Source organism: Miniimonas sp. S16 (assembly GCF_057748195.1).
Map to the genome: position 1 here is coordinate 1,741,834 of NZ_CM173242.1, position 18,775 is coordinate 1,760,608.

Annotated in this window: 18 protein-coding genes, 2 tRNA genes and 2 pseudogenes; 11 read left to right on the forward strand and 11 right to left on the reverse strand. The window is 70.9% G+C overall.

All coding sequences use genetic code 11. From position 1 onward, the window contains the following. Positions 1 to 182: 182 nt before the first annotated feature. Both AC3AQ1_RS07545 and AC3AQ1_RS07550 read left to right on the forward strand, forming a co-directional pair. A complete protein-coding gene (locus AC3AQ1_RS07545) occupies positions 183 to 794 on the forward strand; it encodes a type 1 glutamine amidotransferase domain-containing protein (RefSeq protein ID WP_108718485.1) in 612 nt (203 codons plus the stop codon). A 55-nt stretch (positions 795 to 849) separates the two neighbouring features. Then, positions 850 to 1,974, forward strand: coding sequence for a YihY/virulence factor BrkB family protein (locus AC3AQ1_RS07550; RefSeq protein WP_108718486.1), 1,125 nt, complete (start codon positions 850 to 852; stop codon positions 1,972 to 1,974). A gap of 11 nt (positions 1,975 to 1,985) precedes the next feature. Here AC3AQ1_RS07550 and AC3AQ1_RS07555 read toward each other — a convergent pair whose 3' ends face one another. After that, positions 1,986 to 2,567, reverse strand: coding sequence for a hypothetical protein (locus AC3AQ1_RS07555; protein ID WP_108718487.1), 582 nt, complete (start codon positions 2,565 to 2,567; stop codon positions 1,986 to 1,988). 98 nt (positions 2,568 to 2,665) lie between these two features. Here AC3AQ1_RS07555 and AC3AQ1_RS07560 point away from each other — a divergent pair, with 98 nt between their 5' ends. After that, on the forward strand, positions 2,666 to 3,523 hold the full coding sequence (locus AC3AQ1_RS07560) for a hypothetical protein (RefSeq protein ID WP_108718488.1): 858 nt from the start codon (positions 2,666 to 2,668) through the stop codon (positions 3,521 to 3,523). Here AC3AQ1_RS07560 and AC3AQ1_RS07565 read toward each other — a convergent pair. The 6 genes from AC3AQ1_RS07565 to AC3AQ1_RS07590 form a co-directional block, all read right to left on the reverse strand. Beyond that, positions 3,520 to 3,978: a DUF488 domain-containing protein gene (locus tag AC3AQ1_RS07565; RefSeq protein ID WP_199916556.1), complete on the reverse strand. Its 459-nt coding sequence runs from the start codon at positions 3,976 to 3,978 to the stop codon at positions 3,520 to 3,522. The two genes, AC3AQ1_RS07560 and AC3AQ1_RS07565, sit on opposite strands and share 4 nt — an antisense overlap. Before the next feature lie 109 nt (positions 3,979 to 4,087). Then, complete coding sequence (locus AC3AQ1_RS07570; protein WP_234417882.1) at positions 4,088 to 4,858, reverse strand: DUF5701 family protein; 771 nt, start codon at positions 4,856 to 4,858, stop codon at positions 4,088 to 4,090. A 265-nt stretch (positions 4,859 to 5,123) separates the two neighbouring features. Further along, positions 5,124 to 6,407: a plasmid pRiA4b ORF-3 family protein gene (locus AC3AQ1_RS07575; protein ID WP_108718489.1), complete on the reverse strand. Its 1,284-nt coding sequence runs from the start codon at positions 6,405 to 6,407 to the stop codon at positions 5,124 to 5,126. A 94-nt stretch (positions 6,408 to 6,501) separates the two neighbouring features. Beyond that, entirely contained in the window at positions 6,502 to 7,395 is an 894-nt protein-coding gene (locus AC3AQ1_RS07580) for an HNH endonuclease (RefSeq protein WP_108720068.1), read from the reverse strand. Positions 7,396 to 7,484: 89 nt separating this feature from the next. Next, complete coding sequence (locus tag AC3AQ1_RS07585) at positions 7,485 to 7,688, reverse strand: hypothetical protein (protein ID WP_108718490.1); 204 nt, start codon at positions 7,686 to 7,688, stop codon at positions 7,485 to 7,487. Positions 7,689 to 7,836: 148 nt separating this feature from the next. Beyond that, entirely contained in the window at positions 7,837 to 8,676 is an 840-nt protein-coding gene (locus tag AC3AQ1_RS07590) for an SDR family NAD(P)-dependent oxidoreductase (RefSeq protein WP_108720069.1), read from the reverse strand. A 55-nt stretch (positions 8,677 to 8,731) separates the two neighbouring features. Between AC3AQ1_RS07590 and AC3AQ1_RS07595 the strand changes: the two genes are divergently transcribed. The 3 genes from AC3AQ1_RS07595 (at position 8,732) to AC3AQ1_RS07605 (ending at position 10,833) form a co-directional block, all read left to right on the forward strand. Next, positions 8,732 to 9,739 carry an aldo/keto reductase gene (locus tag AC3AQ1_RS07595; protein WP_108718491.1) on the forward strand — a complete coding sequence of 336 codons (1,008 nt, stop codon included), beginning with the start codon at positions 8,732 to 8,734 and terminating at the stop codon, positions 9,737 to 9,739. 87 nt (positions 9,740 to 9,826) lie between these two features. Continuing rightward, entirely contained in the window at positions 9,827 to 10,342 is a 516-nt protein-coding gene (locus tag AC3AQ1_RS07600) for a thioredoxin family protein (protein ID WP_199916557.1), read from the forward strand. After that, positions 10,339 to 10,833, forward strand: a complete 495-nt coding sequence (locus tag AC3AQ1_RS07605) for a DUF4395 domain-containing protein (protein WP_108718492.1) — start codon at positions 10,339 to 10,341, stop codon at positions 10,831 to 10,833. Before AC3AQ1_RS07600 ends, AC3AQ1_RS07605 begins: the two co-directional genes overlap by 4 nt. Before the next feature lie 387 nt (positions 10,834 to 11,220). On the opposite strand, the gene AC3AQ1_RS07610 is transcribed toward AC3AQ1_RS07605, so the two are convergent. Next, positions 11,221 to 11,309, reverse strand: a tRNA-Ser gene (locus AC3AQ1_RS07610). Between the two features lie 344 nt (positions 11,310 to 11,653). On the opposite strand from AC3AQ1_RS07610, the gene AC3AQ1_RS07615 reads away from it, so the two are divergent. The 4 genes from AC3AQ1_RS07615 to AC3AQ1_RS07630 all read left to right on the forward strand — a co-directional run bounded on the left by AC3AQ1_RS07615 (position 11,654) and on the right by AC3AQ1_RS07630 (position 15,662). Further along, a complete protein-coding gene (locus AC3AQ1_RS07615; protein ID WP_108718493.1) occupies positions 11,654 to 12,388 on the forward strand; it encodes a DUF4956 domain-containing protein in 735 nt (244 codons plus the stop codon). After that, complete coding sequence (locus AC3AQ1_RS07620) at positions 12,385 to 13,143, forward strand: polyphosphate polymerase domain-containing protein (protein ID WP_108718494.1); 759 nt, start codon at positions 12,385 to 12,387, stop codon at positions 13,141 to 13,143. The genes AC3AQ1_RS07615 and AC3AQ1_RS07620 overlap by 4 nt, the downstream gene beginning before the upstream one ends. Positions 13,144 to 13,168: 25 nt before the next feature. Then, the gene (locus AC3AQ1_RS07625; protein ID WP_108718495.1) at positions 13,169 to 14,995 is read left to right on the forward strand and encodes a carbohydrate-binding domain-containing protein; all 1,827 of its coding nucleotides are present in this window, start codon (positions 13,169 to 13,171) and stop codon (positions 14,993 to 14,995) included. Positions 14,996 to 15,242: 247 nt separating this feature from the next. Beyond that, on the forward strand, positions 15,243 to 15,662 hold the full coding sequence (locus AC3AQ1_RS07630) for a helix-turn-helix domain-containing protein (protein ID WP_159096435.1): 420 nt from the start codon (positions 15,243 to 15,245) through the stop codon (positions 15,660 to 15,662). A 269-nt stretch (positions 15,663 to 15,931) separates the two neighbouring features. Here AC3AQ1_RS07630 and AC3AQ1_RS07635 read toward each other — a convergent pair. Together AC3AQ1_RS07635 and AC3AQ1_RS07640 are read right to left on the reverse strand one after the other, a co-directional pair. Continuing rightward, positions 15,932 to 17,255 (reverse strand): annotated as a pseudogene (locus AC3AQ1_RS07635) (ISL3 family transposase). A 208-nt stretch (positions 17,256 to 17,463) separates the two neighbouring features. Beyond that, entirely contained in the window at positions 17,464 to 17,691 is a 228-nt protein-coding gene (locus AC3AQ1_RS07640; protein WP_108720070.1) for an Lsr2 family DNA-binding protein, read from the reverse strand. Between the two features lie 206 nt (positions 17,692 to 17,897). Between AC3AQ1_RS07640 and AC3AQ1_RS07645 the strand changes: the two are divergent. Beyond that, positions 17,898 to 17,966, forward strand: a pseudogene (locus AC3AQ1_RS07645) (hypothetical protein); the annotation flags it as partial. A gap of 638 nt (positions 17,967 to 18,604) precedes the next feature. On the opposite strand, the gene AC3AQ1_RS07650 reads toward AC3AQ1_RS07645, so the two are convergent. Beyond that, a tRNA-Ser gene (locus AC3AQ1_RS07650) sits at positions 18,605 to 18,692 on the reverse strand. Between the last annotated feature and the right edge of the window lie 83 nt (positions 18,693 to 18,775).

The following is an 18,775-nucleotide window of genomic DNA, read 5'->3' on the forward strand; positions in this document are numbered from 1 at the left end:
GGGGCATCCCGTCGGGGCCGACCCCGTGTCTGGAGCCGACGGTTCATCGCCAGTGTGCTCTGCCTCACGGGAAATGTCTACCGAGCATCACGAAAGGGCCGCAAGTACCCCAAGGGAGGGTAGTGATCTGGTCCGAGCGACCGTAGGGTTCGAGAGTCTGCACTCTCGGAAGGAAGCCCGTCATGTCCTCTCCCACGTCCGACACCACCCCCGCCGCCGAGCCCAGCGCCGCGGCCGACGCCACCTCTAACACCAGCCTCGACGGCGTGACCGTCGCGTTCCTCAGCACGGACGGCTTCGAGGACTCCGAGCTCACCTCGCCCTGGGAGGCCGTGGTCGCCCACGGCGGCACCGCGGTCCTCATCGCCCCCGACGACGGCGAGATCACCGGCAAGAAGGGCCACGTCGCCTCGGTGAACCGCACCTCGCACGACGTCGACGCCGCCGAGTTCGACGCCCTCGTGCTGCCGGGCGGCGTGGTGAACGCCGACGACCTGCGCACCGACCAGGCCTCAGTCGCGTTCGTCCGCGACCTCGTCGCACAGCACAAGCCGGTGGCGGTGATCTGCCACGGCGCGTGGATCCTCACCGACGCCGACGTGCTCACCGGCCGCAGGATCACCTCGTTCCCGAGCCTGCGCACCGACCTGACGAACGCCGGCGCCACGTGGGTCGACGAGGAGGTCGTGGACGACGACGGGCTGATCTCCAGCCGCACGCCCGATGACCTCCCGGCCTTCGACGAGGCGCTGGTCGCCGCGTTCGCACGCGGCGCCGTCGCGCACCGTGCCTGACGCCCGCAGCGGCGTGACGCCCGACGCCCGACGAAGCTGAGGAGGATCCGACACGATGACGACCGGCTCGGACGAGACCACCACCACCCACGCCCCCAACCCGGACGACCCGCGCAAGCCGGACTCGCCCGACGACCTCACGGGCCGCTCCTGGAAGTACGTCCTGCGCACCACCGTGCGGGAGTTCCAGGAGGACCAGTGCACCGACCTCGCGGCGGCGCTCACGTACTACGCCGTCCTCGCGATCGCGCCGGCGCTGCTCGCGCTCACGTCGATCCTCGGGCTCGTGGGCGATCCGGAGGAGATGGTCACCCGGGTGATGGACCTGCTCGAGGGTGTGCTCCCGCCCGAGGCCCTGGCCTCGGTGCAGCCCATCATCGAGAACCTCACCCAGGCGTCGGCCGCGGGCTTCGCGTTCGTCATCGGTCTGGTCACCGCGCTGTGGTCCGCGTCGGGATACGTCGCCGCGTTCTCACGCGGGATGAACCGCGTGTACGAGGTCGAGGAGGGGCGACCGATCTGGAAGCTTCGCCCGCAGCTGCTCCTGGTCACGCTCGCGCTCCTGGTCATCGCGGCGGTGATCGTCGCGGCGCTCGTGCTGTCGGGCGACGTGGCGCGGTCCGTCGGCTCCGCGCTGGGCCTGAGCGACGTGACCGTCACGGTCTGGAGCATCCTCAAGTGGCCGCTCGTCCTCGCGCTGGTGGTGCTCGCAGTCGCACTGCTGTACCACCAGACGCCGAACGTGCGGCAGCCGAAGTTCCGCTGGGTGAGCGTCGGCGCGCTGGCCGCGATCCTCGTGTGGGTGCTCGCATCGGTGGGCTTCGCGCTGTACGTCTCGCGATTCGCGAGCTACGACTCCACGTACGGCTCGCTGGCCGGTGTGATCATCCTGCTGCTCGCGCTGTGGATCATGAACCTCGCGCTGCTGTTCGGCGCGGAGCTGGACTCCGAGCTCGAGCGCGGTCGTGAGCTGCAGGCGGGCATCCCCGCCGAGCGCGACCTCCAGCTCCCCGCCCGCGACACCAAGGCGGCCGAGAAGCGGGCCGCCAAGGCGGAGGCGGACGTCGCGCGCGGCCGGGCGCTGCGGGTCACGCGGGGCGAGTCGAGCGACGCCGACGAGGCGGGCGTCACGGGGTCCGCGAAGGACGCGAAGGGCGACGAGCGGTCGTCCCGCTCCTGAGAAGGAGGGCGTTACGACGTAGCTCGCACGACCTCGCCCACCTCGACTGCCCCGGAACGACGCTGACTCTTCGAGGACGTGACGCGCATCCGAAGCCGCTCCACATGGTTGCGGTACTGAGGCATCAACCCCTGGCGTAGGCGGTCTCGTTTGGGAAGCGTGCACGGATCCCAGCCATCGTCGTTCGCCTTCTTGGATCGAAGGTGCGTGAACAGACGCTCTTCGCGGTCGAGCTCGACCAGCATCCCCATCAGGACCTCGTTACCGGCTGCTCCACGAATCGCGGCGGCCCACGAACTCCAGGTGTCGTCAGAGATCCACCCACGCTGGCGGGCGTCGATCTCGTCCTCGCACAGCTCCAGATAGTCGGCCACCGCCGTCCGATCCCGTGGGTCGATCGCGCGGGACGCGTCGCTCCGCGTCTCAATGCTCATGCGCTCACGGATCGACCAGTACCGCTGCACGTAGACGAGTTCGAGGTCTCGAACCCGCTGCTCTCGAGTCAGTCGCGCTTGGTGATGCCACGTGTAGAGGGCGCCGACCAGCGTCAGCACGCCGACAATAATGGTCGCGAACTCGAAGAATGCGAGCATGGCCCAATCGTGGAGGAGCCTCCGAGCGCACGACACGGTTGTCCACCAACTGAAAGCAGGAGCACCCGTTTGCGCGACGCACGGGCAACAATGGGCGCGTGACCGATGCAGAGGCGGACCTCTCCATGGCGCGGCGTCTGGATCGAGCGGGACGTCGAATCCGTGTCCTCGTCCTGGTCAAGGCGACGCCGCAGCTCTCGATGACCTACGGCGACACGGTATGCGTCGCCGGGCTCGCGATCTCCCCCGGCCCGTTGCGTTGGGTCCGTCTGTATCCCGTGCCGTTCCGCCACATGGACGGCGAGCGCCAGTTCTCGAAGTACATGATGATCGACGTGACGGTGCGCGACGCCAGCGGCGACAAGCGCGCCGAGAGCCTGAAGATCGACGCTCAGTCCATCGAGCTCGGCCCCGTGCTCAAGGGATGGGGCAATAGGTCCGCCTGGGTCGAGACGGCCGTCGGCCCCACTATGTGCGAAGTGCTCCGGGCTGTACGAGCGGACATGAACAGCATCTCGCTCGCTGCCGTGCGTCCTCGCGCCGTCGACCCGCTTGAGTTCAAGCCCCATCCTGGATGGTCGGACACCGAGCTCGCGCGGTTTCGTGCGTGGTCGGACAAGGGCGACCTGTTTCGCACCCGTGATCCCAAGATGCTCGAGCCGCCGCGACTGATAGTCCACGTCCCCTACCACTGCCTGGAGCCGGGCTGCGGAGGCCACAAGCAGCGAAACATCGACTGGGAGCTGACCGCCTTCCAGTGGCGCTACCGCGACCGCCCCGAAGCAGAGCTGCGGGCGCTGATCGAGAAGAACTTCTACGAGAACATGTTCGGTCCCGGCAAACGACCCTTGATCTACGTCGGCAACCAGGAGAACGTCCAACGCCGGAGATCGTTCGTCACGCTCGGCGCGTACTACCCCCCGGCCGAGGCGGTCGAAGGGCCCGCGCTCTTCTAGACGGGCACCGACTCGGCCACCCGGTCGCGAAGCGCGTCCAGCACCAGCTGACGATGGCAGGTGCCTTCGCTCGCCTCGAAGCACAGCAGAATCACTCGGCCTGACTGGCTGAGCGCTGCCACCTCATCTAGTGCGACCTGAGCGGGCGGCTGGCCGATCACCTCGTCGACGAACCGACGCCGCGCGTTCGCCCCCACCTCACCGACCGTATCGGCAAACCCGGCGCGGTTGTCTCGCGGGTTTCCCAGTGCCGGAAGGTGCACGTAGGCCACGCCAGCAGCTCCGAGCGCAGCAGCGAGAGCCCGCTTGGAGAAGCCCGCCTTACGAGACAGGGGGGTGAGACGCACATCGACGACGGTCGAGACGCCCCACGCTCGCGCGTCGTCGATCAGATCCGCCGGCGTCCGGCCCTCGTAGCCCCAGCCCATCACGGCGCTGCCGTCCACCATTCCCATCTCCCCATCGTCGCATCGTGTGGCGCCCCGGTCTGACCACGACGCGGCCGTCGCTGAGTCCCCCAGACGCCACCGGCCAGTCGGCTGGTAGCGGCCCGACGGCGAGGCGTCAGCCGGAGCGGCGGGTCGCCGACGCGAAGCCCAGCCAGTCGTGCCGGTTGCGCCACCAGCACCAGCCGACCTTCGGGGCGCCGCGTCGCTCACGCCCGTCACGACCCGTGCCGCCGCTGATCCACAGCGCCGGGGTGCGCGCGTCGAACCCGCCGCGCGGCTTCGCCTTGCGCGTGCTGAGGCACATGAAGCAGTGGTTCGGCTCGAGCCGCTCGGGCTGCTGCAGCAGCCAGCTGATCCCCTCGTGCAGCGTGAGCGGCGAGCGCTCGGCCGCGGTCAGCGCCGCCAGCGCCTCCTCGGGCGAGGCGCCCCGCAGGTGGTCGCCGCGCTCGACGTCGTGCACGAGGTAGAGCGGCGAGTCCGGCAGCGCGACGCCCGGGACGGTGGTGAAGTCCTCGAGGTCGGTCATGTCGACCACCACGAAGCCGGGCTTGCCGCCGCGCTCCAGCAGCGGCGCGAGCGTGCGCGCCGGGACGAGGCTGGGGTGGATCGCCAGCAGCGCGGGCACCTCCGAGTTCACCGCGAGGCGCCCGACGGCGTCGCGCAGCTCCCGCTCGTCGCGTCCCGCGAGCGCAGCGAGGCCGAGCGCGAGGAGCCGGTCCAGCTGCTCGCCGACCGGCGGGAGCGGGAGGTGCGACGGTGCACCCGGCGAGGCTGCGCCGTCGTGGGCGTGCCGGGCGAGAGTGGGCTGGGCGAGAGCTGGCGGAGCGACGGCAGGCTCGGCGGCGTGATGCGTGGTGGTGGGCTCGGACGTGGGGGCGACGGGCAACGGCTCTCCTCGGTCGGGCGGTCCCAGGTCCAACGCGCCACCGGCGGGGAGCATTCCCTGGCGTGGGGCGCCGCGTGCTTCCGCTCCCGTTCCGCACAGCGACTCCGCGTTCTGCCACAGCGACTCGTCGGCGTCGTGCTGGCGCGGCCAGCCTCGTGACCTGCGGAGACGCAGCGCGGGTACGGCCCGAGCCAGCGGCCAGTCGCTCTGCCGTCACGCCCAGTCGCTCTCCCGTCACGAGTGAGGCCGTCCTGCTCGGGCGCGCTCAGACCAGCGGGACGATGCCGAGGATCGTGGCGGCGAGGCGGCGGCCGGCGGGCGTCGGGACCCAGTCGAAGCCCCGGTCGGTGGGGCGCAGCGAGTCGGTCCGCGTGAGCAGGGCAACGGTGGTGCGGATCGTGGACCGCAACGCCATCTGCGGGTCGCCGTCGACGAGCTCCCAGCGGAGGGACTCCATGCCCAGCTGGATCCGGGCGTCACGGTCGTTCAGCTGCTGGAAGCGGTTGCCGTCGGGAGTCTGGTGGGGTAGCGCGGCAAGGTCGATCAGCGTGAGGGCGCTGGCGGCGACACCGGGCTCGTCGTCACCCCACGGCAGCCTCTCGACGAGGAGCTCGACCATGCCGACCGGGGCGTTGACGAGCCGGTCGCCCAGCTTCGTGCGCACCATCCGGCCGCGGAACGCGCGGGCAAGCCCGAGTCGGCGCACGAGCTCGCGGAACTGCCCGATCGGCGGCGTGGAGTCCTCACGGGTCATCTTCCCGATCCACTCTCGGCTCAGCTCGAGCTCCTCCGCGAGCGCGACCACGTCGGCGGGCTTGAGGTAGCCGGCCGCGGTGAGGGGAACGCCGTCGGGGCCGAGGTGCGCGAGGAACCAGCGCAGGTGGACGGTGAGGTCGATGCAGTCGCGGGTGTCGAGCGGACGGTCCACCAGCTCCGCGGCCACGCGGACCTGCTCGAAGACACTGCCGGGACCGCGCCACGGCGCCTGGCGCAGAACGGCGGCGACCGCCGGGCGCAGCGGAGGCTCGGGGGCGGCCTGGAGCCGGACGCGGCGCGCGGCGCCGTCGAGGGAGAACGGGTCGAGGGCGTCCACGCCGTCGAACACACCGTCAGCGACCAGTCGCCCGTACCCGTGTGCTCCGCCGGAGTCCTCCGGCGGGCACGTCCCCTCCCCCGCGTCGAGGTGCGGGACGCGGACGGCGCGAGGGTCGCCGTCGGGGATCACCGCGACCAGGGTGAGCTCGTGCTCCCACCGGTCGCCGTAGTCGTAGAGGTAGGTGGCGGGCTCGCCGCCGCGCTCGAGGAGGTCGGCAACGACGCCGTCCTCGAGGTCCGTCGCGCCGTCCTCCTCCAGGGGAAGGTCCGGATGCGCGTCGCGCCACGTCCGCTCGCCGCGGCTGAAGCTGTAGAGGTGCGCGTCGTCCCAGCCCATCGCCGCCTGGAGGGCGTAGTGCAGCTCGGTGAGCGGGAGGTTCGCCGGCACGCGGAGCTCGCGCCAGACGGGCGGCTCGACGTAGGCGAGCGTGAGGCGCAGCGCGAAGGTCTCCACGGGAGGAGCCTGTCAGGTCTCGGTGGGGCCGGGCCCTGACGGCGCAGTCGGGTTGACGTGCATCGCGTGGGCCTCGGGAATGCGTGCGAGCGCGTCAGATGCCCGGAGCGAACGCCTTCCACCGATCCGCCAAGAGCTCCGGATCGGGGCGATCGCTACGGCGCGAAGGCACCCAGATGCGGCGACCGTCCATAGCTTGGAGCCCGAACTTCAGCATTGGGCCGTCGATCTCATCGAGCAGCGACTTTGCGATCCGCACCTCGTAGTCGGGAGTAACCCCCAGCATCTGCTGATCAAACGCCGCGTGGTGGATCTTGCACATGGCCAGGCCGTTCGTGACTGTGGGACGGCCACGGGGGTCGCCGTCGGCGATGATGTGTGCCGCATCCAGGAGCGACGCGTGCCGCAGCTCGCAGACCGCGCAATGGGACTCGTAGGCCACAAGCACCCGAGTCCGGAACGCCGGTTGGTGTAGTCGCTGCTTTGCTAGTCGAAGCGCGTAGCGCCGCTGATCCTCGGTCATGTCTCTGCCGCGCGGCATGAACCGGAACGCCTCGTCGAGCGCGATGATGAACGCGCGGTTTTCGGGCTCGTCGTCGACCACGTACACCGGCGCCACCGGCGTCAGAACTCCGGGCGTCTCCTTCCGAAACAGGATCAGCGGCATCCCCGTCTCGAGCGCGGTCCTCAGCTTGCGGTTGTCGCCCGTCCACGGATCACCGTCTCGATACGCGTAGTGGAGCAGCCCGTCGTCGGGCGACTCGACGTCGTCGTAGGGACCCCCTGCGGAGGACACAATCGACAGAGTCGAACCGAAGTCGGCCGGGTTGCGGATACCCCGGGAGTAGTCGATTACCGGGAGCTTCCTCCCGTCGACGGTCCACTCGAGCAACTCATGCCGCGTGAGGAACCCTCCGTTGCCTTCCGCACGCTGCATGACCTCGTTGATGATCCTGGTGCGGAGCCCTGCCTCAACCTCGGAGTCCATCGTCGCCACCGTCACAGCTCACCACAGACTTGCCTCCGGGCGCGCCGCTCTCTCGAACCGGGTTCCGAACAACCCGTCGCGGATGGTCGCTAGCGACCTCTCACGAGGCGCCACGCCACGCCGCGACGGCCGTCGACGCGCTCGGGCTCCGGGATCGCGTCCCACGTGAAGTCCTGGCGCACGCCGTCGCCGAGCGCGATGCGGTAGCTCACCCGCCACGGGTCGCCCGTGAGCGCGCCGCCGCCGAAGTCGGTCAGGCCCTCGTCGTCGCCCACGCGCTCGACGCTCGTCACCGTGAGCGTCGGCTCGAGCGAGGTGTCCGTTTCAACCGCACGACCTCGCCCAGGGTGAACGGCTCCGCTCCCGAGCACGCCGTGAGCAGCCCGACGGCGAGCCCCGCTCCCAGCAGCGCGCGCCACACGACGCCTCTTCTCGTGCGGCTCATTCCGCTCCCCTCTCCGTGCCGAGCATCTCGGCGCTGAGGTCCCACAGCCGTCGAGCCAGCGCCGCGTCCCGCACCTGCGGGTTCACCCTCCGCGCCGGCCGCTTCTTCTCGTAGTACACGCCCGGCGTCCAGTCCTCGGGCGGCGTCCCCTCCGCCAGCCAGACGAGCTGGGAGGCGCCATTCTCGGGGCTCGAGAGGATGAACCGCGCGAGCGGGCTGGCGTACAGGCGGCGCATGACGCTGGCCGACTCGGTCGCGAAGCTCGTGGCCACCACGCCCGGGTGGAACGCCGCGGCGGCGATGCCCTGGTCGCGGTAGCGGCGGTGCAGCTCGCGCGTGAACAGGATGTTCGCGAGCTTCGCCGTGCCGTACGCGACCTGCGGGTTGAAGTCGCGCTCGTGCTGCACGTCGTCGAGGTCGAGGTGACCGAAGAACCGTGCGCCCACGCTGGAGGTCTGGATCACCGACGCCCGGGACGCGGTCAGCACGTCCATGAGCCGGGTCGTCAGCAGGAACGGCGCGAGGTGGTTGACCTGAAAGGTCGTCTCGAAGCCGTCGACGGTGGGCGTCGGGTCCCCGAACACCCCGCCGGCGTTGTTCGCCAGCACGTCGATGTGCCCGACGGCGGTGCGCAGCTCCTCCGCGAGCGTCCGCACCTGCGCCAGGTCGGCGAAGTCGGCCACGAAGTGGCGAGCGCCGAGCTCGGAGGCGAGCTCCGCCGTCGTGCGCGGGTTACGGCCGACGAGCACGACGTCGTGGCCCGCTCTGGTCAGCTGGCGCGCGGCCGCCGCGCCGATCCCGCTGCTCGCGCCTGTGATGACGATCGTCTTCGGCATCGGGCCAGCGTAGGCGGGAGGTTGCGGGCCGGTGGCGCCCGGGTACCGTCGAACCATGCTCACCCACACCGTCCCCAGCCTCGGCCGCCACGTCTCCGCGATCGGCCTCGGCACCTGGCAGCTCGGCGCCGACTGGGGCACGGTCGACGAGGAGGAGGCGTTCGCCGTCCTCGACGCGGCCGTGGAGTCCGGCGTCACTCTCTTCGACACCGCCGACGTCTACGGTGACGGCCGCTCCGAGCAGCGCATCGGCCGCTTCCTCGCGACCCGTCCCGGCCACGGCGTGCTCGTGGCCACCAAGATGGGCCGCCGTCTGCCGCAGGAGCCGGAGAGCTACACGCCGGAGAACTTCCGCGCGTGGGTCGACCGGTCGCGCCGCAACCTCGGCGTCGACACCCTCGACCTCGTCCAGCTGCACTGCCCGCCCACCGCGGTCCTCACCGACGACGCCACGTACGAGGCGCTCGAGGAGCTCGTCGCCGACGGGTCGATCGCCGCCTACGGCGTCTCGGTCGAGACGTGCGACCAGGCGCTCGCCGCGATCACGCACCCCGGCGTCGGATCCGTCCAGATCATCCTCAACCCGTTCCGCCTCAAGCCGCTCGAGGAGGTCGTGCCGCGCGCGCAGCAGGCGGGCGTGGGCATCCTCGCGCGCGTGCCGCTCGCATCGGGCCTGCTCTCGGGCCGCTACGACGCTTCCACCACGTTCGCGGCGAACGACCACCGCACCTACAACCGGCACGGCGAGGCCTTCGACCAGGGCGAGACGTTCTCGGGGGTGCCCTACGACGTCGGGCTCGCCGCCGTCGCGGACCTCGCCGAGGCCCTGCCCGACGGCGTGTCCCTCCCCGCCGCGACCCTGGCCTGGATCGCGTCGCGCCCGGGCGTGAGCGCCGCGATCCCGGGGGCGCGGACGGCGGCGCAGTCGGCCTCGAACGCCTCCGCGCTGGAGCTGCTGTCCGACTCGGGGGCGAGCGCCGGGTTCGACGTCGAGGCGTTCGACGGCGTGATCCGCCGCGTATACGACGCTCGCCTGCGCGAGCTCATCCACCCGCGCTGGTAGTTGCCGGCCGCGGACGTTGGCCGTCCGCAGGCTGAGACGGCGCGGCTCCTCCTTCGGCGCCTCCCCACCCCGACATAGCCTGACGACATGCCGAGCTGGGGCGGGATCGTGGTCGTCGCCGTGCTGCTCGTGCTCGCGACCGCGCTGGGACTGTGGCTGCGCCGTCGTGAGGGCCGGAGCCGCTCCGTGCCGACCGCGGCCGGCGACGCCGCCGACCGCCTCGACCTCGCCGCCCTCCTGCCCGAGCGCGACGCCGCCGCCGGCCCCGCCGTCGTCCAGATCTCGGCCGCCGTCTGCTCGCCGTGCCGCGCCACCGCGCGCGTGTGGCGCTCGGTCCTGCCCGACGGGCAGCACGTCGAGCTCGACGTCGAGGAGCACCTCGACCTCGCGTCCGCCCTCCAGGTGTGGCGCACGCCGACGTCGTTCGTTCTCGACGGCGCAGGTCGCCTCGTCGCCCGCGTCGACGGCGTGCCGAGCCTCGCCCGGGCACGCGCCGTCGCCGCCGGGGCGTACGACGGCGAACACCCGTCCGGCGCGGACGTCGCCGACACTCCGCTCGCCGCGCAGGCGGCGGACCGTCTGAGCCCGAGGAGCACCCGATGACCGAGCCCACTTCGTCTGTCTCCGGCACTGCGCCTGAGTCGGCCACTCGGGGCATCGACGCGCGCGGGCCGCGCTTCGGTGCGGCGCTGACGGCGGTGCTGCTCGCCGTCGTGCTGGTGCTGCAGGGGACGTCGCCGGACCGGAACGTCGGGGCGCTGGTGGTGCTCGCGGTGGTCGTGGCGGGCTTCGCGCTCGGGGCGTTCGGCGGGGTGCAGCGAACGTGGCAGGCGGCGGTGTTCCGGACGCTGGTTGCGCCGCGGCTGGCGCCGCCGACCGAGCGGGAGGACCCGCGGCCGCCGACGTTCGCGCAGCTGGTGGGATTCGTGATCACGGGTGTCGGGCTCGTGCTGGGGCTGCTCGGTGCGCCGTACGCGGTGCTGGTCGCCGCCGGACTGGCGTTCGTGGCGGCGTTCCTCAACGCGGTGTTCGCGTTCTGCCTCGGGTGCGAGATCTACACGGCGGCGGTGCGGGTGCGGGGCGCGCGGGCCTGAGTCCGCGCGCGGCGGGGGCACCACCGGGCGGATGCTCGACGCCATCTGACTCAGTCCGTCACCACGGCCCGTGCTCGACACACGTGCTGCACCGCGACTCCGCGACCAACAGCTTGCCCTCGGCCGTGACCGACTCGATCCGCCCCCCTGTTTTGCCAGCACCTGCCACGCGCCTGGCTCATCGATCGAGCCCCACTTCGAGTAGTCGTCGTCCTCGTCACCCTTGTGCGGGCCAGCGTCGAGCACCGTGCTGCGAGTGGAAATGCGGTCGGCGAGGGCCTTGCCCCCACTGTCGCCGGGTGGGCTCGGCACGAGGTGGTCGAACTGGCGCGCGGCGAGTTCGAAGGCGAAAAGGCCCGGAACCACTGGGGTTCCGGGCTTGTCACGCGGAGACGGTGGGATTTGAACCCACGGAGGGCGTTAACCCTCACGGTCTTAGCAGGACCGCGCACTAGACCTGACTATGCGACGTCTCCAACACCGACCACGAGCTCGCGACCGGCTCGAAGCAGGTTACCCGCCCTGCGACCCTGCTGCCAAAGCGAGTCCGCCGGCGAGCCCCACCTCGATCGGGCCCTCGCCGAGACGGACGCAGGGCCAGCCGTGCAGACGGGACGGGGATCCGCCAGCCACAGCGCTGTCACTCGGAGGCGAGCAGAGCAACGGCGCACCGGCCGTGCCCGTCTCGCATGAACGCACGGATGAACGCACGGTGAACGCCACCCGAACACGGACCATAAGCGCCCCCTGACGCCAGGCACAGGCAGGGCACAGGCGCACCGGGCTGACTAGGGGAAGTCCAACCCACGAAGGAGCCCCGATGTCCGTCCCCACGACACTTGTGCTGCTCGCGGCCGACCTGGTCGCGATCGCCGTTCTTGTCCTCGGCCTGTACCACCCGCGCCACCACCGCCGCGACCTCGTCGTCGCCTACGTGGGCATCAACGTGGGTGTGTTCGCGGTCTCGGCGGCTCTCGCGTCCTCCTCGGTCGGCGCCGGCCTCGGCCTCGGGCTCCTCGGCGTCCTGTCCATCATCCGCCTCCGCTCCGACGAGCTGAGCCAGCGCGAGGTTGCCTACTACTTCGCGGCCCTGGCGATCGGCCTCCTCGGCGGCCTCGCCCCGACCCCGATCTGGCTCGCCATGGCGGGCATGGCGCTGGTGGTCGCGGTGATGTTCGTCGTCGACCATCCCGCCGTGTTCCCGACCTCCCGCGGCCAGCTCATCGTGCTCGACCGCGCCATCCCTGACGAGAACGAGCTGCGCGACGTGCTCGAGCAGATGCTCGGCGCCTCGGTCCGCTCGGTCCACGTGCAGCGTCTCGACCTCGTCAACGACTCCACCTGGGTCGACGTGCGCTACGTCCTGCCGCGCAACGCCCAGTCCGCCGCCCCCCGCGTCCTCACCGCGACAGCGGCGACAACCCCGACCGCCGTGTCCACCCACACGGCCGCGCCGACACAGACAGCCCCCACCGCCACGGCGACCCAAGCCACCCCGCACACCGCGCACCCGGCCCAGGCTGCGCCGTCGTACGCCCCACAGGTGACCCGATGACCGCGCGACCGATCTCGCTGGAGGAGCTGCTCGCCGTCGCCGAGCTGCAGACCCGGGTGGACCGCAAGTACCTGCTCCCCACGTCGCAGCTCGCCCTCATCGACGACGCCGACCCCGACCTGCGCGTCCTCGAGATCGCCGGCAGCACGTCCCACCGGTACGCGTCCTGCTACCTCGACACCGCGGACCTGGAGTCCTACCTCCTCGCGGCGCACGGCCGGCCGCGCCGGTACAAGGTGCGCACCCGCACCTACCGCGACTCCGGCGAGGAGTTCCTCGAGGTGAAGACGCGCTCGGTCCGCGGCGAGACGGTCAAGGACCGGCTGCCGCTGGCAGACGCGTCCCGCACCGAGCGGCATCGGTTCGCCCCGGCCACCGTCCGCGAGCGCACCGGCATCGAGCTGCCCGCGGTGTCCCCGCTGCAACCCGTGCTCGACGTGACCTACTCCCGCACCACCTACCTGCTCCCGGCGAGCGACAGCCGCGTCACGGTCGACACCGACCTCGAGTGGACCCAGGTGCGCACCGGGCGCCGGCTCGCGCTGCCCGGCTGGGCCGTCGTCGAGACCAAGACCACCGGCCGCCCGTGCGCGCTGGACCACCTGCTCTGGCACTGCGGCATCCGTCCGCGCCGGATGTCGAAGTACACGTGCGGCCTCGCCCTCACCGGCGACGCCGACCTCCCCACCAACCGCTGGCACCGCACCATGACGCAGCTGCGCGAGCACGCCGTCGTCCCCGCTGCGGCCGCCTGAGCGACCCGAACCAAGGAGCCTTGCGATGCGACCCACCCCCACCACCCGACAGACCCGTTCGCTGGGCGCCCTTCGCCCGCTGCGCAGCAAGGCGCTGGCCGCGGCCGTCGCCGCCACGCTCGGCGTGGGAGCCCTCGCCGCCTGCGGCACCGACACCGCGGCGGCGGACAACTCCGACACCGCGCAGGCCGCCAGCGACACCGCCACCACGGACGCCGACGCCTCGGACACCGACTCCGACGCCGCGGCCCCGGTCGACGCCGTCGCCGGCGAGGACGTCGAGGCGGCCCTCGCCGCGAACCTCGCCTACGAGACGGGCGAGACGGACGTGGACGTGAGCTCCGCCGTCGCGATCTCGCTCTCGGGCGACTCGGCGAGCGCGACCGGCGACGGCGCCGCCGCCGTGACCGTCGACGGCTCCACCGTGACCATCACCGCCTCGGGCACCTACGTGGTGTCCGGCACCCTCACCGACGGCCAGATCGTGGTCGACTCGGCGGACGACGGCGTGGTCACCCTCGTGCTCGACGGCGCCGACATCACGTCCACCACGACCATGCCGCTGCAGGTCGCCGACTCCGGGAGCGTCGTCGTGGTGCTGGCCGACGGCTCGACGAACACGCTGAACGATGCGCGCACCGCCATCCCCGAGGAGGACGCCTCCGGCACCGACGTGGTCAACGCCGCGCTGTACTCGACAGCGGACCTCACCATCGGCGGCACCGGCAGCCTCACCGTGACCTCCGCGGCCGGCGACGGCATCACCGGTAAGGACGGCCTCGTCGTCACGGGCGGCACGGTCACGGTCGATGCCGCCGACGACGCCGTGCGCGGCAAGGACTACCTCGTCATCACGGGCGGCACCTTCGACCTCACCGCGGGCGGGGACGCCCTGAAGTCGGACAACGACGAGGACACCACGGCCGGCTACATCGCCGTGCTCGACGGCGAGCTCACCGTCGACGCCGGGGACGACGCCCTCTCCGCGGCGACCGACGTCATCGTCGGGGGCGGCACGATCACCGCGACGTCCGTGGGCAAGGGGCTCAACGGGGACGTGTCCGTGGTCGTCGGCGGCGACCCCACGCTCACGCTGACCGCGACCGACGACACCGTGCACAGCAACGGCGCCGTCTCGGTCTCGGGCGGCACGCTGACACTCGCGAGCGGTGACGACGGCGTGCACTCGGACGGCTCGGTCACCCTCGCGGGCGGCACGCTCACCGTGACCGAGTCCTACGAGGGCGTGGAGGGTGCGACGATCACGTTCTCCGGGACCGACGCCGACATCACCGCCAGCGACGACGGCGTCAACGCCGCCAACTCCTCGGCGTCGGAGGTGTGGCTGCTCATCTCGGCGGGATCGATCCTCGTGAACGCCGACGGCGACGGGCTCGACTCCAACGGGACGGCCGAGATGACCGGCGGCGACGTGGTGGTCTACGGGCCGACCATGGACGGCAACGGCCCGCTCGACCTCGACGTGTTCTCGATCTCGGGCGGCACGCTGCTCGCCGTCGGGTCCGCCGGGATGGCCGTGGCGCCGTCCACCGAGTCGGCGCAGAGCTGGGTCGCGGGCAACCTCACCGCCTCCGCCGGCTCGACCGTCACGATCACGGACGCGTCGGGCACCAAGCTCACCTCGTTCACGACGCCCAAGGACGTCGCCTCGGTGGTCTACTCCTCCGCCGACGTCGCGGCCGGGTCCAGCTACACCGTGACGGCCGACGGCGGAACCTCCGTCACGCTGACGGCCGGCACCTCCTCGCTCACCGGGATGGGCGGTGGGCCCGGCGGCGGCATGGGCGGCGGCGGGCAGGCGCCCGGCGGGGGAGGCGGGCAGCGTCGCTGATCGCCGGCCCGCACCGAACGTCCCCCCCCCCCCCCCGGCCCCCCCCGGCACCTCCAAGACATTCGCGGTCCGCCTGTCCCCGACCTGCGGAACGCGTAGCGTCCCGCCGCGAGTCGTCCCCCTCGGCTCGTGGCGGGGCGCTTCCACGTGCGGGCGGACGTCCTCGCGGGGCCGGGCGCCGGCTGCGGCGTCGTCACCTCGTGCGGAGGTCATGCGGCGCTACTGGAGGTACGAACGCCAGCTTCCGGTGTTCACCAAGATCATCAAGCTTGCGAGCAAGGGTGAGCAACGGCCTAGCGAGGCGAGGGGCTGGGTGCCACACGCGGTGTCAGGAAGGCGCTCGGCCAGTGAGCTCGAGGGGATGACGGCTTCGTACGCAGCAGGGTCGACGGCTGCACAGGTTGCGGTGGAGTATGGCATCTCGGAGACTGCAGTCCTCGATCACCTGCGACGAAGCGGCGTGAAACGGCGACATGGAAAGCTGAGCGACGAGGCTGTCAGGCAGATGCAGGAACTACGAAATGCGGGGTGGACGCATGCGCGTATAGCGGAACAGTTCGGCGTAACGAGATGGGCAGCGTCAAAGAGAATCGAGACGGCCAAGCCGTTGGCGAGCACGCCAGTCTCGGATTGCCTTGAGTGCGAGGGGTTCGATGCGCGGACATGATTGGCTTGTCGAGGGGTGGGGTCCCGGCTAAGAAATCAGGAGTTCGCCCCGGAGTCGTATTAGTGTCGGATGTAAGCACCCGTCGTCCCGCGTTCTCCTCTAGGCAACGTCCATTGCTTTCCAGATGCCGCGGTGCATCATGATAACTCCACCGAATGCTAGCGATGAGTGAGGGCTGCGGTACTTGAATGTGTAGTAGTTCCTACGGTTTTGGTTATGGACGGAGCCTATTGCGCTGCATTGATGGCTCTTCGGACATCTGGTGGGGATCAGGGGGTGAGTCCGCCGGCGGCGAGGAGCATGCGTAGGCGGTAGTTGGTGCGGTTGCGGTAGCCGCGAGCGAGGCGGCGGTGGAGCTCGATGATGCCGTTCACTGCCTCGGTGGGTCCGTTGTTCGCGCGGCCGGTGGTGAAGTAGGCCAGGAACGCCTCGCGCCAGCGCCTGAGGGTCCGCCCGAGGCGAGCGACCTCGGGGATGGGGCAGGTGTGGAAGGAGTCCAGGATCTTCTCGGCTTGCTTCTTGCCCGCGGCGGTGTCCTTGTCGCGGTAGGCGGCGCGGAGGTCCTGGGCGCAGCGCCACGCGACATACACCTCTTCGTGGGCGGGGTCGGCCTCGACAGCTTCCGCCAGGCGATCCAACTGTTTGTCGGTGAGGTTCTCCGCCCCTGCCCGCAGGATGGTCTGGATGCCGTAGAGGGGGTCCCCCTTGCGGCCGCGGTGGCCCAGGGTGGTCTGCTGGACCCGGCGGCGGACCTCGTCCACGACCTGGGTGCCGAGCTTCACGACGTGGAAGGCGTCCAGGACCGCGACGGCGTCGGCGAGCGCGGCGTCGATCGCGGCTTTGTAGCCACCGAACGGGTCCAGGGCCGCGACCTGGACTCCGGCGCGGAACGCATCGCCGCGGGCGGTGAGCCAGTCGGTGTAGGCCTTCTTGGAGCGGCCCGGGACCAGGTCCAGCAGTCGGGCGCGGACCCGTCCCTGCTCATCGCGGGTGAGGTCGACCATCCCGGTCAACTCCTTCGGACCCTTCCGGCGTGGGTCGCCGTGGTGCCAGATGTGTTCGTCGACCCCAAGGCTGCTCACTCCGGCGAAGCGGGACTCCTGGCTGTCGAGGTGTTCCAGGACGGGCTCGATCGCGCGCCACATCGTCTTCCACGCAACCTGCGAGCTGGCGGGCCAGGCCACTGATCGTGGCGTGCTCACGCCGTAGCTGCTCCATGGCCCAGGCCACTGCTCGGGTCGTGACCGATCCCCGCGCCGCAACCAGGTCGGGGACCTGCTCGGTGAACGTCCCCCGCGCGCAGCCCTGATCGGGGCATCGCCACACCCGCTGGCGCCACACCAGCACGACACGCGCGCTCCCGTGCGGCACGTCGTGCAGCCGCCGGACCCGCCGGCCCCGGCTCGGGGAGAGGACACCGCACTCCGGGCAGCCCATCAACTGCCACGGCGTGGAGACCTCCACGCGCATGTGGCCGTCGACGCGCTCGACGCCCTCGACATGGACCACACCCTCCAGCCCCAGCAGGAGGTCACACCGCGGGCAGGGATCACCTGTGGAAGGCGCGCGCACGCACGCCGTAGCGTTGGTCAACGTCGAGGTCCTCGAGACGAACGGTCGCTTGGTCGCTACCGATCATCGAGGACCTCGACCCCTACCCAGCCCCGATCACACCCCGACCCCCACTCCCCACCAGATGTCCGAAGAGTCAGCTTGCCCTTCTACGCGAGATGGGCCGACGGGTGCTGGCCCCACCACGCACCTCGCGGGTGACAACGGAGCCAGCATCCGTTAGGAGGATCTAGTTGCCTGCGGCCCGGTACTGCCCCAGCACTGCTGCGGGGATGCGGCCGCGTGCGGGCACGTCGACGTCGTTCGCTTCAGCCCAGATTCGGACGGCCTTGGGGTCATAGTCGCCGCCGGTGCCACGTGAGTTGGCCTTCGCGCGGGGTGCGCGTCCGCTACGGCGACCGGAGGAAGTGAACGGTGCGACGGCTTCTCGGAGCTGTGCAGCGTTCTTCTCGCTCAGGTCCCTACTACACGGGCATGGTCACTTACGGAGACGAGGAGTTCGTCGGTCGGCACCCAGCACTGGTCACGCCCGAACTCTTCGAACGAGTGCAGGAGGTTCTGCATCTGCGCTCCCAGAACGGCTCGCGTGACCGCGTCCACTTCCACTACCTGAAGGGCCTACTCTTCTGCCAGCGCTGCCGCGCACGTGGGCAGCGGACCCGGATGGTCTACACCGAGGCGCAGGGCAGAGGAGGGGTCTACGCCTACTTCATGTGTCAGCGCCGCAACGACCGCACCTGCGACTTGCCCTATCTTCCAGTCCCGCTCGTGGAGTCCGCAGTCGCAGACCACTTCGCCTCAGTCGAGCTCCCCACCGACTTCGCCGATGGAGTCGACAGCGCCATCTCGGAAGCCGTCAGGGACTCGCAGCGCACGGTCGCCGAGATCGACGCGGCCGTCAAGCGCCGGCTTGCTGAGCTGGACGTGCGCGAGGCGCGCATCCTCGATCTCGCCGAGGAGGGGGCCGCGCCTGCGTCGTGCTTGCGTGAACGTCTACGAAAGGTCCAGCGCGAGCGGGAGCGTCTCTCCCAAGAGCGAACCGAGACCGACGCAAGGCTCGCTATCGGTGCCAAGGCGCTCGCCACAGCCACGACCGCCATGCGCAACCTCGCTGCCGTCTATCGGCAGGCTCCTGATGAAGCCCGTGGCTTCATCAGCGCACGTGATGTTCGAGGCGCTGTACCTCGAGGACGACGTCGAAGGCGCCGACCTCAAGGAACCGTTCAAGTCGCTCGTGGCGGCAGCACACACCGCCGCAGGGCGGGCGGCCAACGCAAAGCGCCCCGACCTTGCGGTCGAGGCGCTTGGGCCGAACGTCTCGCTCGAACCGGGGGAGGTGACCTCCCGCGCGAGTTCCAGCAAGCCGCTCATGGCGGAGCGAGGGGGATTCGAACCCCCGGAGGCTTGCACCTCAACGGTTTTCAAGACCGTCACATTCGGCCGCTCTGTCATCGCTCCCTGACCCGGGTCGTCAGCGGCGTCGTCACGTCACCGCGGCACCGCCCAGGGCCGGGGCCATTCTGCCAGCGCTCGCGCGACGG